General features: G+C 61.0%; 20 protein-coding genes and 1 pseudogene. 19 read left to right on the top strand and 2 right to left on the bottom strand.

Annotation, left to right across the window (positions count from 1 at the left end):
* Positions 1-353 precede the first annotated feature (353 nt).
* Positions 354-785 (top strand): HIT domain-containing protein, encoded by a 432-nt coding sequence (locus H618_RS0120585; protein WP_028696854.1) that lies wholly within the window; start codon positions 354-356, stop codon positions 783-785.
* On the top strand, positions 775-981 hold the full coding sequence (locus tag H618_RS0120590) for a SlyX family protein (RefSeq protein ID WP_028696855.1): 207 nt from the start codon (positions 775-777) through the stop codon (positions 979-981). The genes H618_RS0120585 and H618_RS0120590 overlap by 11 nt, the downstream gene beginning before the upstream one ends.
* Before the next feature lie 58 nt (positions 982-1,039).
* Here H618_RS0120590 and H618_RS23510 read toward each other — a convergent pair whose 3' ends face one another.
* Positions 1,040-1,234, bottom strand: a complete 195-nt coding sequence (locus H618_RS23510; protein ID WP_245586801.1) for a cold shock domain-containing protein — start codon at positions 1,232-1,234, stop codon at positions 1,040-1,042.
* Between the two features lie 141 nt (positions 1,235-1,375).
* A pseudogene (locus H618_RS23515) lies at positions 1,376-1,633 on the bottom strand (cold shock domain-containing protein membrane protein); the annotation flags it as partial.
* Between the two features lie 273 nt (positions 1,634-1,906).
* Between H618_RS23515 and H618_RS0120600 the strand changes: the two are divergent.
* The 17 genes from H618_RS0120600 to queC all read left to right on the top strand — a co-directional run bounded on the left by H618_RS0120600 (position 1,907) and on the right by queC (position 15,348).
* Complete coding sequence (locus H618_RS0120600) at positions 1,907-2,380, top strand: Dps family protein (RefSeq protein WP_028696857.1); 474 nt, start codon at positions 1,907-1,909, stop codon at positions 2,378-2,380.
* A 154-nt stretch (positions 2,381-2,534) separates the two neighbouring features.
* A complete protein-coding gene (locus tag H618_RS0120605; protein ID WP_033727818.1) occupies positions 2,535-2,873 on the top strand; it encodes a ribbon-helix-helix domain-containing protein in 339 nt (112 codons plus the stop codon).
* Between the two features lie 89 nt (positions 2,874-2,962).
* A complete protein-coding gene (locus H618_RS0120610) occupies positions 2,963-3,184 on the top strand; it encodes an FmdB family zinc ribbon protein (protein WP_028696859.1) in 222 nt (73 codons plus the stop codon).
* 88 nt (positions 3,185-3,272) lie between these two features.
* On the top strand, positions 3,273-5,048 hold the full coding sequence (gene aspS / locus H618_RS0120615) for an aspartate--tRNA ligase (protein WP_028696860.1): 1,776 nt from the start codon (positions 3,273-3,275) through the stop codon (positions 5,046-5,048).
* Between the two features lie 111 nt (positions 5,049-5,159).
* Positions 5,160-5,906 (top strand): YebC/PmpR family DNA-binding transcriptional regulator, encoded by a 747-nt coding sequence (locus tag H618_RS0120620; RefSeq protein WP_028696861.1) that lies wholly within the window; start codon positions 5,160-5,162, stop codon positions 5,904-5,906.
* A gap of 119 nt (positions 5,907-6,025) precedes the next feature.
* Positions 6,026-6,550, top strand: coding sequence for a crossover junction endodeoxyribonuclease RuvC (gene ruvC / locus H618_RS0120625; protein ID WP_028696862.1), 525 nt, complete (start codon positions 6,026-6,028; stop codon positions 6,548-6,550).
* Between the two features lie 108 nt (positions 6,551-6,658).
* Complete coding sequence (gene ruvA / locus H618_RS0120630) at positions 6,659-7,276, top strand: Holliday junction branch migration protein RuvA (RefSeq protein ID WP_028696863.1); 618 nt, start codon at positions 6,659-6,661, stop codon at positions 7,274-7,276.
* Positions 7,273-8,319 carry a Holliday junction branch migration DNA helicase RuvB gene (gene ruvB, locus H618_RS0120635; RefSeq protein ID WP_028696864.1) on the top strand — a complete coding sequence of 349 codons (1,047 nt, stop codon included), beginning with the start codon at positions 7,273-7,275 and terminating at the stop codon, positions 8,317-8,319. The genes ruvA and ruvB overlap by 4 nt, the downstream gene beginning before the upstream one ends.
* A 125-nt stretch (positions 8,320-8,444) precedes the next feature.
* Positions 8,445-8,897 carry a tol-pal system-associated acyl-CoA thioesterase gene (ybgC, locus tag H618_RS0120640; RefSeq protein ID WP_028696865.1) on the top strand — a complete coding sequence of 151 codons (453 nt, stop codon included), beginning with the start codon at positions 8,445-8,447 and terminating at the stop codon, positions 8,895-8,897.
* Between the two features lie 2 nt (positions 8,898-8,899).
* A complete protein-coding gene (gene tolQ / locus H618_RS0120645) occupies positions 8,900-9,595 on the top strand; it encodes a protein TolQ (protein ID WP_028696866.1) in 696 nt (231 codons plus the stop codon).
* 14 nt (positions 9,596-9,609) lie between these two features.
* Entirely contained in the window at positions 9,610-10,062 is a 453-nt protein-coding gene (gene tolR / locus H618_RS0120650; RefSeq protein ID WP_028696867.1) for a protein TolR, read from the top strand.
* On the top strand, positions 10,062-11,180 hold the full coding sequence (gene tolA / locus H618_RS0120655) for a cell envelope integrity protein TolA (RefSeq protein WP_033727819.1): 1,119 nt from the start codon (positions 10,062-10,064) through the stop codon (positions 11,178-11,180). Before tolR ends, tolA begins: the two co-directional genes overlap by 1 nt.
* 47 nt (positions 11,181-11,227) lie before the next feature.
* A complete protein-coding gene (gene tolB, locus H618_RS0120660; protein ID WP_049870471.1) occupies positions 11,228-12,478 on the top strand; it encodes a Tol-Pal system beta propeller repeat protein TolB in 1,251 nt (416 codons plus the stop codon).
* Positions 12,479-12,531: 53 nt separating this feature from the next.
* Positions 12,532-13,035 (top strand): peptidoglycan-associated lipoprotein Pal, encoded by a 504-nt coding sequence (gene pal / locus H618_RS0120665; RefSeq protein ID WP_028696870.1) that lies wholly within the window; start codon positions 12,532-12,534, stop codon positions 13,033-13,035.
* 6 nt (positions 13,036-13,041) lie between these two features.
* On the top strand, positions 13,042-13,848 hold the full coding sequence (gene ybgF, locus H618_RS0120670; RefSeq protein WP_028696871.1) for a tol-pal system protein YbgF: 807 nt from the start codon (positions 13,042-13,044) through the stop codon (positions 13,846-13,848).
* Between the two features lie 160 nt (positions 13,849-14,008).
* Positions 14,009-14,656: a 7-carboxy-7-deazaguanine synthase QueE gene (gene queE, locus H618_RS0120675; RefSeq protein ID WP_028696872.1), complete on the top strand. Its 648-nt coding sequence runs from the start codon at positions 14,009-14,011 to the stop codon at positions 14,654-14,656.
* Positions 14,657-14,670: 14 nt separating this feature from the next.
* Entirely contained in the window at positions 14,671-15,348 is a 678-nt protein-coding gene (gene queC / locus H618_RS0120680; RefSeq protein ID WP_033727820.1) for a 7-cyano-7-deazaguanine synthase QueC, read from the top strand.
* The last annotated feature ends 15 nt before the right edge of the window (positions 15,349-15,363 follow it).

Raw genomic sequence — 15,363 nt, forward strand, 5'->3', positions numbered from 1 at the left:
TGCCCGGCAGGAGGGCCGTAAGCGCCGTGGTTACTGGTGTCGCGCGGTCTTCTGGTGTACCAGGATTTCCCCGCACGGCCGTCGGGCACGTGCCTTGGAAAGTCAGTGTGTTACCTGTGGTTATTGAAGTTGAGTAGTTTGTGCTCCGTCATCGCCAAGCGGTGACTCTCGGCGCGCCATCGTGGTGCGAAAAGTAGCGCTGTGTTACTGGCACGTGATCATCGGCACGTTTTCGTGCGCTCGCAGGGTGCGCAGGTCGACTGCGCGATGTTTAGGCGATGCCATCGCGCAGTCGTCGCGGTATCCTTCGCGCTTCATCACCCCGCGTGGCGGGCATCATTGAGGAGAGTGCCGTGTTTGTCATGGATTCGCGCCTGCAGCAGGATTCCATCGAGCTGGGTCGGCTCACGCTGTGCAGCGTCTTGCTGAGCAAGGACGCTAACTACCCCTGGTTCATTCTGGTGCCGCAGCGCGCCGAGGTCAGCGAGATCTTCGATCTTGACGAAGCTGATCAGCAGCAGCTCTGGGCCGAGACCAAATACCTGGCCGAAGCACTCAAGCGCGCCTACGGCGCTGACAAGATGAACGTCGCGACCCTGGGTAACGTCGTCAGCCAGTTGCACATGCACGTCATCGTGCGCATGCGTGATGACGCTGCCTGGCCTGCGCCGGTGTGGGGCCGTGTTCCGGCCAAGGCCTATGAAGCCGAGGAGCTGGCGCAGGTGCGCGCGCGCTTGCGCGAAGCGCTGGGCAGTCAGTTCACCGAGGTTGCCCATGACGCTTGAAACGCAGTTGGTCGAGCTCGAAAGCCGTCAGGCGTTTCAGGACGACACGCTGCAATCGCTCAATGAAGTGGTGTTCGAGCAGGGTCGGCAGATCGAGCGCCTGCAAGCGCAGATGCTGCAGTTGCTCAAGCGCTATGACGAGTTGGTAGGGCAGGTGGGCGGTGAGGAAGATGAGGCGCCGCCGCCTCATTATTGAGCAAGGTAGTGAAAGGGCGCAGATCACGAATGCTCTGCGCCCAGCCTGATACTGCCGGTCAGCGCCGGTTGATGGCGACCACGTCTTCAGCCTGCAGGCCTTTGTCGCGGTGCATCACCGAGAACTCCACGCGCTGGCCCTCGACCAGTACCCGGTGGCCTTCGCCGCGGATCGCACGGAAGTGCACGAAGATGTCATCGCCCGAATCGCGGGAAATGAAGCCAAAGCCCTTGGACGTGTTGAACCACTTCACCGTGCCAGTATCGCGAGTGCTGTCGGCGCTGGCCGCCGACTGAGGGTGGTGTGAGGTGCGTGGGGTGCGGGCCAATGCTGCTGCCAGGTGCACGACCACCGCCAGGGCGGCGCACAGCAAGGCGGGCAGGGTGCCCAGGTCTGGGCGGGCAAGCAAGGTAACGGTCTGCAGGATCACTGCAATCACCAGCAGGGCGCTGGCTAGACGTTGCAGCTGTTGCCGCCCTGCGCGGTAGTACAGCGGCACGACCGGGGCGAGGAGCAGGTTGAGCAGGCCCAGCAGGGCCAGGTAGACGGCTTCGGGAAGTTGCAGGAAGGGAATCGCCTCGGTTCTGAGGCTTGGGATCGAGGCGAGTAGCAAAGCTGCAACGCCCGTCACCAGATGGACGATCTTGAACATGGGTTGGCTCACATAGATAAGGTCAATCACAGGAAGAGCTGGTGACGCGGTGCGCAGGTGTAGGCGCGATCACGTGACGGTCCAGCCTATGCACCCGGCATTTACAGTCCGCACGGGTGACACGCTGCCTATTTAACAGTAAAGGCGCAGGCTTCTCAAACCAGCCAGGCCGACTCACCGCATGCGTTGCGCAGCCCGGCACGGCCGTGCAAGTCTTGATACAGTGTGCGTCGCCTGCTTGATCATCAAGCTTTCATGCAAAAGGGGAGATTCATGGCAATTGATATCGGCATCAGTGAAGAAGATCGCAAGTCCATCGTCGATGGTCTGTCGCGTCTGCTGTCCGACACCTACGTGCTGTACCTGAAAACCCATAATTTCCACTGGAACGTCACAGGGCCGGCTTTCCGTACCCTGCACCTGATGTTCGAGGAGCAATACAACGAACTGGCCCTGGCGGTCGACGCGATCGCCGAGCGCATCCGCGCGCTGGGCTTCCCGGCGCCGGGTTCCTACGCGTTCTACGCTCGCCATTCCTCGATCAACGAAGAAGAGGGCGTACCTTCAGCTGACGAGATGATTCGCCAGTTGGTGCAAGGCCAGGAGGCCGTCACGCGCACCGCGCGTAGCGTCTTCCCGGTGGTCGAGAAAGTCAGCGACGAGCCGACTGCCGACCTGCTCACCCAGCGTATGCAGGTTCACGAGAAAACCGCCTGGATGCTGCGCGCGCTGCTCGAAGGCAAGTAATTCCAGATAGCACTGCAAGTGCCCGGCCTGAGCGATCAGGTCGGGCACTGTCGTATCTGGCGCAAGCGCTTCCCGCTGCATTGCCAGACGGCTTGAAGGCCTCATGGAGGGACGCCCGCGTTTGCCGCGGGCTTCTTGACTATGGAGGTAGGCGATGGAGGCAAGGGTTGGAATCCCCCGTCCGGCAGCGTTGCAGCGCAATTGGCCTGGCAAGCAGTGCATCGATCCGTTCACCACGGATTTCGACATGCAGCGTGCCTGTCCGGTCTCACGCTCGGTAAGACTCAACGGCTTTTCCACCTGCTTGAGGCTGGAACGTGTGTATTGGCATATCCTTGAGCGGATCGCCGAGGCCAACCGCTGCTCGGTCAGCGCGGTACTCTCGTATCTGGACCGTGAGGTGCATTTGCGCCACGGTGGCGTGCGCAACTTCAGCGGGCTGGTGCGCGTGGTGTGCGTGGCCTGGTTGCTGGACCCACCCAATACACCTTGATCGGCGGGCTGCACTGCTCTCTCTAACCATATATAATCGCGGTTTTTGGCTGCTTCGGCAGCCGGCGTTGTGGTTGACGAGAGACATCGATGCCCCTTTATGACTATCAATGCGCCGCCTGCGGTCATCGACTGGAGGCGCTGCAGAAAATCAGCGCAGCGCCACTGACCGACTGCCCGGTCTGCCAGGCGCCCGAACTCAAGAAGCAACTGTCGGTACCGGGTTTCCGCCTGGGCGGAGCCGGTTGGTACGAAACCGACTTCAAGACCGGGGCGAAGAAGAATCTTGCCAGCGGCGACACGTCCGACTGAGCTCAATTGGCAGTGACCTGGTCTCGCAGTACCGGCCTTCGGCCTGAGACCTCACCGAATACACGATCACGAGAAGCGAACCACCATCATGATGCGCAGCCACTATTGCGGCCTACTGAACGAGAGCCTGGACGGCCAGGAAGTCACCCTTTGCGGCTGGGTCCATCGTCGCCGCGACCACGGCGGGGTGATCTTCCTCGATATCCGTGACCGTGAAGGCCTGGCCCAGGTCGTCTTCGACCCTGATCGCGCCGATACCTTCGCCGCAGCCGACCGCGTTCGCAGCGAATACGTCGTGCAGATCACCGGCAAGGTGCGCCTGCGTCCGGCCGGCGCCGTCAACGCCAACATGACCTCCGGTGCCATCGAGGTGCTGGGTTATGAACTGAAGGTGTTGAACGAGGCGGAAACCCCGCCGTTCCCGCTCAACGAATACTCCGACGTGGGCGAAGAAACTCGCCTGCGCTATCGCTTCATCGATCTGCGTCGCCCCGAGATGGCGGAAAAGCTGCGCCTGCGTTCGCGTATCACCACCAGCATCCGCCGCTTCCTCGACGACAACGGCTTCCTCGACGTCGAAACGCCGATCCTGACCCGCGCAACGCCGGAAGGCGCTCGCGACTATCTGGTGCCGAGCCGCACCCACGCCGGCAGCTTCTTCGCATTGCCGCAGTCGCCGCAGTTGTTCAAGCAACTGCTGATGGTCGCCGGCTTCGACCGCTACTACCAGATCGCCAAGTGCTTCCGTGACGAAGACCTGCGTGCTGACCGCCAGCCGGAATTCACCCAGATCGACATCGAGACCAGCTTCCTCGGCGAAGACGAGATCATGGGCCTCACCGAGAGCATGATCCGCAAGCTGTTCAAGGAAGTGCTCGACCTGGAGTTCGGCGAATTCCCGCACATGACCTTCGAAGAGGCCATGCGTCGTTACGGTTCCGACAAGCCTGACCTGCGTAACCCGCTGGAACTGGTGGATGTCGCCGACCAGCTCAAGGACGTCGACTTCAAGGTCTTCGCGGGCCCGGCCAACGATCCCAAGTGCCGTGTCACGGCCCTGCGCGTGCCTGGCGGCGCGGCCATGCCACGCAGCAAGATCGACGAGTACACCAAGTTCGTCGGCATCTACGGTGCCCGTGGCCTGGCGTACATCAAGGTCAACGAGCGTGCCAAGGGCGTCGAAGGCCTGCAGTCGCCAATCGTCAAGAACATCCCTGAGGCCAACCTCAACGTGATCCTCGATCGCGTCGGTGCGGTCGATGGCGACATCGTGTTCTTCGGCGCCGACAAGTTCAAAGTGGTCAGCGAGGCCCTGGGCGCACTGCGTATTCGCCTGGGTCACGATTTCGAGCTGCTGACCTGCGAATGGGCGCCGATGTGGGTGGTCGACTTCCCGATGTTCGAAGAGAACGAAGACGGCAGCTTCACCGCGCTGCACCACCCGTTCACCGCGCCCAAGTGCTCGCCAGAGGAGCTCGAAGCCAACCCTGCCGGCGCACTGTCGCGCGCCTACGACATGGTCCTGAACGGCACCGAACTGGGCGGCGGCTCGATTCGTATCCACCGCAAGGAAATGCAACAGGCGGTGTTCCGTCTGCTGGGTATCGAGGCGGCCGAACAGGAAGAGAAATTCGGCTTCCTGCTCGACGCCCTGAAGTTCGGCGCACCGCCGCATGGCGGCCTGGCGTTCGGTCTTGATCGTCTGGTGATGCTGATGACCGGCGCTCAGTCGATCCGCGAAGTGATCGCCTTCCCGAAAACCCAGAGCGCCGCGTGTGTCATGACCCAGGCGCCTGGGTTGGTGGACGCCAAGGCCCTGCGTGAATTGCACATCCGTCTGCGTGAGCAGACCAAAGTCGAGTAAGCGTGGCGACAGGGGCGCGTGCCTGGCAGGCGCTCCGTGCAATCTCGCAGGTTTCCCGTACCGCCCCGTCAAGGGGCGGGACTGTTTCTGTATGAAGGATTTGGAGTCGTTATGGCTGGTCATTCCAAGTGGGCGAACATCAAGCACCGCAAAGAGCGCCAGGATGCCAAGAGAGGCAAGGTCTTCACCAAGTGGATTCGTGAGCTGACCGTCGCGGCCAAGCAAGGCGGCGGCGATCCGGCCTCCAACCCGCGCTTGCGCCTGGCGCTGGACAAGGCGCTGGGCGCGAACATGAGCCGCGACATCATCGACCGCGCGGTTGCTCGCGGTGCCGGAACCAACGAAAGCGACAACGTCGAAGAGCTCAGCTACGAAGGCTACGGCCCTGGCGGCGTGGCGATCATGGTCGAAGCCATGACCGACAACCGCAACCGTACCGCCGCCGCCGTGCGCCACGCGTTTTCCAAATGTGGCGGCAACCTGGGCACCGACGGCTCGGTGGCCTACCTGTTCGAGCGCAAGGGCCAGATCAGCTTCGCAGCAGGCGTCGATGAAGATGCGCTGATGGAAGCGGCCATGGAGGCCGATGCCGACGACGTGGTCGCCAACGACGACGGCTCGTTCGATGTCTTCGCTTCGTTCAACAGCTTTTACGCCGTGCGCAACACCCTGGAAGAAGCAGGCTTCAAGGCCGCCGACGCGGAAATCGTCATGCTGCCGACCACCAGCGCCGAGCTGGACCAGGACGGCGCGGAAAAAGTCCTCAAGCTGATCGACATGCTCGAAGACCTCGACGACGTGCAGAACGTCTATTCCAACGCGCAGATCTCCGATGAGGTCATGGCGCAGCTAGGCTGATCCCACTGCCAGATGCGGTGTATGCCCAGCGCCTCGGTCGGCGCCGGTCACTGCAACGCCTCTGGCAGCCTTTACCTTTGCCTGGCGCACCCTCGCGCCGATCTCGCATTGCAGGCGCTATGACTCTGATTCTTGGTATCGACCCCGGCTCGCGGATTACCGGCTACGGTGTGGTCCTCCAGACCGCGCGTGGCTGCGAATACGTAGCCTCGGGGTGCATTCGCACAGGCTCTGGTGAATTGCCTGAGCGACTGCAGGTTGTGTTTCGCAGTGTCAGCGAGGTAATTCGCCAACACGGGCCGGTGACCATGGGCATCGAACGGGTGTTCATGGCGCGCAACCCCGACTCGGCGCTCAAGCTCGGGCAGGCCAGGGGGGCGGCGATCGTCGCCGCCGCTGAAGCGGGGCTGGAAGTGGCTGAATACAGTCCGACACAAATCAAGCAGGCGGTGGCCGGCACCGGAGGCGCCAACAAGGAACAGGTGCAGTTGATGGTCATGCACCTGCTCAAGCTGACCCAGAAGCCACAGATCGACGCTTCCGATGCGCTGGCCATCGCGCTTTGCCACGCCCATACCCGCTCCAGCCTGGTACCCCATGGCCTGAGTACGGCGCGGCGGCGCGGCGGGCGCTTGCGCCTGTAATGGCTTAATGCGCTGATACATATTTTGTGTCCAGGGAACGCTTACCCTGGGCATTTGCTGATAGGGTGAGGCGTCGCACAGTCGCCCCCACGATTGAAGGAATGACACGTGATTGGACGTTTGCGCGGCACCTTGGCGGAAAAGCAGCCGCCGCACCTGATTATCGACGTCAATGGCCTGGGCTATGAGCTGGAGGTGCCGATGACCACGCTCTATCGACTGCCCAAGCTCGGCGAAACCGTAACGCTGCACACCCACCAGGTGGTGCGTGAAGATGCTCACCTGCTGTACGGCTTTTTCGAAAAGCGCGAGCGCGAGCTGTTCCGCGAGCTGGTCCGCCTCAATGGCGTCGGGCCGAAGCTGGCCTTGGCGTTGATGTCCGGGCTCGAAGTGGATGAACTGGTTCGCTGCGTGCAGGCACAGGATGCGTCGGTGCTGGTGCGGGTGCCTGGGGTCGGCAAGAAAACCGCCGAGCGTCTGCTGGTCGAACTCAAGGACCGTTTCAAGGCCTGGGAAACCTCGCCGGCCATGTTCACGCTGGTCTCCGACGGGCCATTGCCGGCAGCAGCCGACTCTAGCGCCGAGGCCGACGCGGTCAGCGCGCTGGTCTCGCTGGGCTACAAACCTCAGGAAGCGAGCAAGGCCATCGCTGCCATCAAGGACAAATCCGGCCTGAGCAGCGAAGAGCTGATTCGCCGTAGCCTCAAGGGGATGATCGTCAAGTGATCGAAGCCGACCGACTCATCGCCGCCAGTGGCCGCGACCGCGAAGAGGTGCAGGATCGAGCGATCCGTCCGCTGCGGCTGGACGACTACATCGGCCAGCCCGTGGTGCGCGACCAGATGGGGCTGTTCATTCAGGCAGCGCGAGGGCGCAACGAGTCACTCGATCACACCTTGATCTTCGGTCCTCCGGGGCTGGGCAAGACCACCCTGGCCAACATCATCGCCAACGAGATGGGTGTATCGGTAAAGAGCACTTCGGGGCCTATCCTCGAGCGGCCGGGCGACCTGGCGGCAATGCTCACCAACCTCGAACCCCACGATGTACTGTTCATCGATGAGATCCACCGGCTTTCACCGGTGGTCGAGGAGGTGCTGTATCCGGCCATGGAAGACTTCCAGCTCGACATCATGATCGGCGAAGGCCCTGCGGCACGCTCGATCAAGCTCGATCTGCCACCGTTCACCCTGGTCGGCGCCACCACCCGTGCCGGCATGCTGACCAACCCACTGCGCGACCGCTTCGGTATCGTTCAGCGCCTGGAGTTCTACGGCAACAAAGACCTCACCACGATCGTCAGCCGTTCGGCCGGCATCCTCGGGCTGCCGATCGACACCGAGGGCGCCTTCGAAATCGCCCGCCGCGCCCGCGGTACGCCGCGCATCGCCAACCGCCTGTTACGGCGGGTACGCGACTTCGCCCAGGTGCGCGGCAAAGGCCATATCACCAAGGCTATCGCCGACATGGCGCTGAACCTGCTGGATGTCGACGAGCGTGGTTTCGACCATTCCGACCGGCGCCTGCTGCTGACCATGATCGAGAAGTTCGACGGGGGTCCGGTCGGGGTCGACAACCTGGCCGCAGCGATCAGCGAAGAGCGTCACACCATCGAAGATGTGTTGGAGCCGTACCTGATCCAGCAGGGCTACATCATGCGTACACCGCGCGGTCGGGTCGTGACCCGTCACGCCTACCTGCACTTTGGTCTGAACATTCCCGGGCGCTTCGCCGAGGGGGGAGAGTTTTCCGATCCTGAAGACCAATGACTGATCAAAACGCTTTTTTCGTGGTCCTACCGCTGGCAGTGCGAGGCGGGGCTGGCAATCCGACATGATCGGCGAAAAAACAGTTGTCTCGCCGGATTGGCAAGCTGAGGAGTAAGCACTAGAGTATGCGCGCGCAAAATGAGCTGACACCGTTCGCACACCGCTGTCGCGTCTATTACGAAGATACTGATGCCGGCGGAGTGGTGTATTACGTCAATTACCTCAAGTTCATGGAGCGTGCGCGCACCGAGCGGCTGCGTCATCTTGGTTTTTCCCAATCACAACTGGCAGAACAGGATCTTCTGTTCGTGGTCCATTCGAGCGAGGCGCGCTATCTTGCGCCGGCGCGACTGGACGACGAATTGCGGGTAACTGCGCACGTGTCGGAGCTAGGCCGGGCCAGTCTGCGTTTCACTCAGCAGGTGTGGCGTGAGTCAGATCAGACGCTGCTGTGCGAAGGGCAATTTCTGATAGCGGCCGTGCGCGCCGAAACTTTCAAACCCCGGGCCATCCCCCCAGTGCTGCGTGATGCCTTTGTGGCAGACGTCTCGGGTAATCAATCGAACGCAGGAGAATAAGCGTGGAAGCAAACGTCGTCGACCATACCTCCATGTGGAGCCTGGTCGCCAATGCCAGTGTCGTGGTGCAGCTGGTCATGCTGACCCTGGTGGCCGCCTCGGTGACCTCGTGGATCATGATTTTCCAGCGCAGCAACATGCTGCGCGCCGGTCGTCGTGCGCTGGACGCGTTCGAAGAGCGCTTCTGGTCTGGCATCGACCTGTCCAAGCTGTACCGTCAGGCTGGCAGCAATCCTGACCCGGATTCGGGTGTCGAGCAGGTATTCCGCGCCGGCTTCAAGGAGTTTTCCCGTCTGCGCCAGCAGCCAGGCGTCGATCCCGATGCGGTCATGGAAGGTGTAGGCCGGGCCATGCGTGTGGCCATCTCCCGTGAAGAAGAAAAGCTCGAACAAGGCCTGCCGTTCCTGGCTACCGTCGGCTCCACCAGTCCCTACATCGGCCTGTTCGGTACCGTCTGGGGCATCATGAACTCGTTCCGCGGTCTGGCCAGCGCCCAGCAGGCGACCCTCGCCACCGTGGCGCCGGGTATCGCCGAAGCCCTGATCGCCACGGCGATCGGTCTGTTCGCAGCCATTCCAGCGGTCATCGCCTACAACCGTTTCGCTGCGCGCAGCGAGACGCTGATCGGTCGTTACTACACGTTCGCCGACGAGTTCCAGGCCATCCTGCACCGCAAAGTACACACCAGCGAAGAGTAATCAGGTAGAAACCCATGGCCCGAGTTCGCCACAAACGCAAGCCGGTCGCCGAGATGAATGTGGTGCCCTACATCGATGTGATGCTGGTGCTGCTGGTCATCTTCATGGTGACTGCCCCCATGCTCAACCAGGGCGTGAAGGTAGACCTGCCGAAAGTATCCAGTGAGGCTCTGCCTCAGGACAACAACGTGCAGATCCTGACCATCTCGATCAAGGCCGACAAGACCTACTACTGGAACCTTGGCAGCGAGGTCGACACCGACAAGCAGATGGATCGGGCGATGACCCTGCCCGACATGACCAATGCCGTGACCAAGATCATTGCCGCCGGCCGTGATCAGGGCAAGCAGACGCAGGTGTTCATCCGTGGCGACAAGGCCGTTGACTATGGCTCGGTAATGGGTGCCATGGGCGGGCTGCAGAAAGCCGGTGTCGGTAACGTTGGCTTGATTACCGAGGCCCCCTGATGCAGCAGCGAGAGCCCTCCGCCTCGGAAAGCTACTTCTGGCCCAGCGTCTGGGCCATTGGTCTGCACGTGCTGGTGTTCGGCATGCTGTTCGTCAGCTTTGCCATGACGCCTGAATTGCCGCCGTCCAAACCCATCGTTCAGGCTACGCTCTATCAGCTCAAGTCCAAGAGCCAGGCCACCACTCAGACCAATCAGAAGATTGCCGGGGAGGCCAAGAAGACTGCCTCGCGCCAGACCGAGGTCGAGCAGCTCGAGCAGAAGAAGGTCGAGCAGGAGGCCGTGAAGGCCGCGGAACAAAAGAAAGCCGACGCTGCTCAAAAAGCCGAAGAAGCCGCCAAGGCTGCTGAAGCGAAGAAGGCCGAAGAGGCTGCCAAGGCCGCCGAGGCCAAGAAAGCGGCCGAGGCCAAGAAGGCCGATGACGCCAAGAAGGCCGACGAGGCGAAGAAGGCCGCGGAAAAACAGCAGGCCGACATCGCCAAGAAAAAGGCTGAGGAAGAGGCCAAGAAAAAAGCCGAAGAGGAGGCCAAGAAACAGGCCGCCGAAGAGGCGAAGAAGAAGGCTGCAGAGGACGCCAAGAAACAGGCGGCCGAAGACGCCAAGAAGAAAGCTGCAGAGGACGCCAAGAAGAAAGCGGCGGCCGAAGACGCGAAGAAAAAAGCAGCTGAAGAGGCCAAGAAAAAGGCCGCTGCAGATGCGCAGAAGAAAAAGGCCCAGGACGCGGCACGCAAGTCGGCTGAAGAAAAGAAGGCGCAGGCTCTGGCCGAGCTGCTGTCCGATAACACCGAGCGCCAGCAGGCTCTGGCTGACGAGCAGGGTGATCAGGTTGCAGGTGATTTCGACGATCTGATTCGTATGCGAGCGGCAGAAGGGTGGGCTCGACCACCGTCGGCGCGCAAAGGCATGACGGTCGTTCTGCAGATCAACATGCTGCCTGATGGTACGGTAACCGGCGTCAAGGTGTTGAAGTCCAGCGGCGATGGTCCGTTCGACAGCTCTGCCGTGGCGGCCGTCAAGAACATTGGTCGTCTGACCGAAATGCAAGGCTTGAAGCCGAACGAGTTCAACCCGTATCGGTCATTCAAGATGACATTTACACCTGAGGATCTTGCGTTGTGATTAAACGTCTGAGAGGACTGCTTGTCTTGCTCTGCTGCGTAGCAGGCATGGCAGTGGCAGATGAAAAGAACATCCTGGTCACCAGCGGTAGCGACCGGGCCACTCCTATCGCAGTCGTGCCGTTCGGTCTGCAGGGCGGCAGCGTGTTGCCTGAAGACATGGCCGAGATCATCGGCAATGACCTGCGCAACTCGGGCTACTACGCGCCGATTCCACGGCAGAACATGATCAGCCAGCCGAGCCAGGCAAGCGAAGTCATTTTCCGTGACTGGAAAGCGCTCGGTGCACAGTACGTCATGGTCGGCAGCATCACCCCGTCGGGTGGTCGTCTGCAGGTCCAGTACGCGCTGTTCAACGTCGCCACCGAGCAGCAGGTCATGACCGGCAGCGTCTCCGGCACCGTCGATCAGCTGCGCGACATGTCGCACTACATTGCCGACCAGTCGTTCGAAAAGCTCACCGGCATCAAGGGTGCGTTCTCTACCCGCATGCTGTACGTGACCGCCGAACGCTTCTCGGCCAACAACACCCGCTACACCCTGCAACGTTCGGACTACGACGGTGCCCGCGCAGTGACCCTGCTGCAGTCGCGTGAACCGATCCTGTCGCCGCGTTTCGCGCCCGATGGCAAGCGCATCGCCTATGTCTCGTTCGAGCAGAAGCGTCCGCGCATCTTCGTTCAGCACATCGACACCGGCCGCCGCGAGCAGATCACCAACTTCGAAGGCCTCAATGGTGCTCCGGCCTGGTCGCCTGATGGTTCGCGCCTGGCGTTCGTGCTGTCCAAGGACGGTAACCCGGACATCTACGTGATGAACATGGGTTCGCGTCAGATCAGCCGTGTCACCGCAGGTCCTGGCATCAATACCGAACCGTTCTGGGGCAAGGATGGCAACACCATCTACTTCACCTCCGACCGTGGTGGCAAACCGCAGATCTACAAGAGTTCGGTTTCCGGTGGTGGCGCCGAGCGTGTCACTTTCGTGGGTAACTACAACGCCAACCCGAAACTTTCCGCCGATGAAAAAACCCTGGTAATGATCCATCGCCAGCAAGGTTTCACCAACTTCAAGGTGGCGGCACAAGACTTGCAGCGCGGAAGTGTAAAGATTCTCTCCGAGACCAGTCTTGATGAGTCGCCTACTGTTGCGCCCAACGGCACCATGCTAATCTACGCCACCCGCCAGCAGGGCCGGGGAGTCTTGATGCTCGTGTCCCTAAACGGACGCACGAGGCTCCCGCTTCCTACCGCTCAAGGCGAAGTCAGAGAACCGTCCTGGTCCCCTTACCTGAACTGATTGCGGCGTAATACTTTTGCTTAACACACTGGGGTTTCATTAGGAGTTTCACGATGGAAATGCTGAAGTTTGGTAAATTCGCTGCGCTGGCTCTGGCCATGGCCGTAGCTGTAGGTTGCTCCTCCAAGGGCGGTGACAACGCAGGTGAAGGCGGCGCTGCTGTTGATCCTAACGCTGGCTACGGTGCCAACACTGGCGCGGTCGACGGCAGCCTGAGCGAAGAAGCTGCTCTGCGCGCAATCACCACCTTCTACTTCGAATACGACAGCTCGGACCTGAAGCCAGAAGCCATGCGCGCTCTGGACGTTCACGCCAAGGACCTGAAAGCCAACGGCAACCGTGTCGTTCTGGAAGGTAACACCGACGAGCGCGGTACCCGTGAGTACAACATGGCTCTGGGCGAGCGTCGTGCCAAGGCCGTTCAGCGTTACCTGGTACTGCAGGGCGTTTCCCCTGCTCAGCTGGAGCTGGTTTCCTACGGCGAAGAGCGTCCAGTTGCTACCGGCAACGACGAGCAGAGCTGGGCCCAGAACCGTCGCGTAGAACTGCGTAAGTAAGTTCCTATGCGTAAGTGCCGCCTTGCTCTAACCGTCCTCGCCCTCAGCCTGCCGCTTTCTGCGCTGGCTGCGGTTCCTATCGTTGATGACAACGCCGGTGGCTATCCACCTGCGGGTTATGGCACGAGCGGCGCTTATGCCGGCGCAGGGGCTTCGACCCCTGCTTCGGCACAAGGGCAGCTGTTCATGCAGTTGCAACAGATGCAAGACCAGATCTCTCGCCAGCAGGGCATCATCGAAGAGCTGCAGAACGATGTTGCACGCATGAAGCAAGAGGGTCTGGAGCGTTATCAGGATCTGGATCGACGCATCAGCAGCGCACCCGCGCCTGCGGCGGCATCCGATAATTCTTCTGCCGGCGGCGCTGCCGCGGGCTCGGCGAGTGGTGACTCGGGCACCAACGCCAAACCGTCTGCCTCCAGCAATGAGGCCGGCGATCCTGCGAAAGAGAAGCTGTATTACGACGCTGCTTTCGATCTGATCAAACAAAAGGATTTCGACAAAGCCAGTCAGGCTTTTGGCGCTTTCCTGCGCAAGTACCCAAGCAGCCAATATGCCGGCAACGCGCAATATTGGTTGGGTGAAGTGAATCTGGCCAAAGGTGATCTGCAAGGCGCCAGCCAGGCTTTCGCCAAGGTCGCCCAGGCCTATCCGAAACACAGCAAGGTGCCTGACTCGCTGTACAAACTGGCCGACGTCGAGCGACGTCTGGGCCACACCGACAAGGTCAAAGGCATTCTGCAGCAAGTGGTCAACCAGTACCCCGGCACTTCCGCCGCGCAACTGGCGCAACGCGACCTGCAGCGTCTGTAAGCAGTACCGTTGGAAAGAAACCCGCGCCTGTCGCGGGTTTTTTCGTTAGACTCTGCGCCCTTTTTAACCACCACGCTGCTGCGGATAACGCGATGTCGAGTCCGCGACAGTGCCTTATGGAGGCGGGCAGCCTGTGTAGCTGTCTTGCCCTAGGCGGACCATGCAAGACACATTACGTATCACCGAAGTCTTTTATTCGCTTCAGGGCGAAACACGCACCGCAGGCCTGCCAACGGTTTTCATTCGGCTGACCGGCTGCCCGTTGCGTTGCCAATACTGCGATAGCGCCTACGCATTCACCGGTGGCACGCAGCGTACTCTCGATTCGCTGATGGAACAGGTGGCTGCCTTCAAGCCTCGCCATGTGTGCGTAACGGGCGGTGAGCCCCTCGCCCAGCCAAACGCGCTGCCGTTGCTGCAACGGCTTTGCGATGCGGGCTATGAGGTCAACCTGGAGACCAGTGGCGCGTTGGATATTTCTGCCACCGACGTAAGAGTCAGCCGAGTGGTTGACCTGAAAACGCCGGGTTCGCTGGAGTGTCATCGCAATCGCTATGAAAACATCGAGCACCTCACCGGCAATGATCAGGTCAAGTTCGTCATCTGCTCGCGTGAGGACTACGACTGGGCGGTGTCGAAACTGATCGAGTTCGATCTTGCCCAGCGTGCCGGTGAAGTGCTGTTTTCGCCAAGCCATGGACAGGTCAATGCGCGTGAGCTGGCTGACTGGATCGTAGCCGACAACCTTCCCGTGCGTTTCCAACTGCAACTGCACAAGTTGCTGTGGAATGACGAACCCGGCCGTTGATAGAGGATTACCTGATGAACACTGAAAAACGCGCAGTCATTCTGCTTTCCGGTGGTCTGGACTCGGCGACCGTGGTGGCCATGGCCCAGGCGCAAGGCTACAGCTGCTACACCATGAGCTTCGATTACGGCCAGCGTCACCGCGCCGAACTGAACGCCGCTGCGCGGGTTGCCCGCGACATGGGTGTGGTCGAGCACAAAGTGATTGGTCTGGATCTGAATGGCATGGGTGGCTCGGCACTTACCGACAGCAGCATCGAGGTGCCTGAGTCGCCCACCGAAGGTATTCCGGTGACCTATGTACCAGCACGCAACACTGTGTTTCTGTCGCTGGCTTTGGGCTGGGCAGAAGTGCTGCAGGCACGCGATATCTTCATCGGCGTCAATGCGGTGGACTATTCAGGCTACCCAGACTGCCGTCCGGAGTTCGTCGAGGCTTTCGAAACCATGGCCAACCTTGCTACCAAAGCCGGTGTGGAAGGGCAGGGCTTTCGCATTCGCGCGCCACTGCAGAACATGAGCAAGGCGCAAATCATCCAGGCAGGCATCGAGCGCGGGGTGAATTACGCCCTGACCGTATCGTGCTATCAGGCTGATGATCAGGGGCATGCCTGCGGCAAGTGCGACAGCTGCCGCCTCCGTGCCGAAGGCTTCCGCGCTGCTGGGGTAGAAGACCCAACACCTTATTTTTGATTTTTTGCGCGTAGG

Source organism: Pseudomonas cremoricolorata DSM 17059 = NBRC 16634 (assembly GCF_000425745.1).
GTDB lineage: Bacteria > Pseudomonadota > Gammaproteobacteria > Pseudomonadales > Pseudomonadaceae > Aquipseudomonas > Aquipseudomonas cremoricolorata.

Coding starts and splice junctions, on each gene's coding strand:
- ybgC (WP_028696865.1), top strand. CDS start 8,445: ATGCGCGCGCAAAATGAGCTGACACCGTTCGCACACCGCTGTCGCGTC.
- ybgF (WP_028696871.1), top strand. CDS start 13,042: ATGCGTAAGTGCCGCCTTGCTCTAACCGTCCTCGCCCTCAGCCTGCCG.
- H618_RS0120605 (WP_033727818.1), top strand. CDS start 2,535: ATGGAGGCAAGGGTTGGAATCCCCCGTCCGGCAGCGTTGCAGCGCAAT.
- tolA (WP_033727819.1), top strand. CDS start 10,062: ATGCAGCAGCGAGAGCCCTCCGCCTCGGAAAGCTACTTCTGGCCCAGC.
- ruvC (WP_028696862.1), top strand. CDS start 6,026: ATGACTCTGATTCTTGGTATCGACCCCGGCTCGCGGATTACCGGCTAC.
- H618_RS0120600 (WP_028696857.1), top strand. CDS start 1,907: ATGGCAATTGATATCGGCATCAGTGAAGAAGATCGCAAGTCCATCGTC.
- tolB (WP_049870471.1), top strand. CDS start 11,228: ATGGCAGTGGCAGATGAAAAGAACATCCTGGTCACCAGCGGTAGCGAC.
- queC (WP_033727820.1), top strand. CDS start 14,671: ATGAACACTGAAAAACGCGCAGTCATTCTGCTTTCCGGTGGTCTGGAC.
- tolR (WP_028696867.1), top strand. CDS start 9,610: ATGGCCCGAGTTCGCCACAAACGCAAGCCGGTCGCCGAGATGAATGTG.
- pal (WP_028696870.1), top strand. CDS start 12,532: ATGGAAATGCTGAAGTTTGGTAAATTCGCTGCGCTGGCTCTGGCCATG.
- H618_RS0120590 (WP_028696855.1), top strand. CDS start 775: ATGACGCTTGAAACGCAGTTGGTCGAGCTCGAAAGCCGTCAGGCGTTT.
- aspS (WP_028696860.1), top strand. CDS start 3,273: ATGATGCGCAGCCACTATTGCGGCCTACTGAACGAGAGCCTGGACGGC.
- H618_RS0120610 (WP_028696859.1), top strand. CDS start 2,963: ATGCCCCTTTATGACTATCAATGCGCCGCCTGCGGTCATCGACTGGAG.
- queE (WP_028696872.1), top strand. CDS start 14,009: ATGCAAGACACATTACGTATCACCGAAGTCTTTTATTCGCTTCAGGGC.
- H618_RS0120620 (WP_028696861.1), top strand. CDS start 5,160: ATGGCTGGTCATTCCAAGTGGGCGAACATCAAGCACCGCAAAGAGCGC.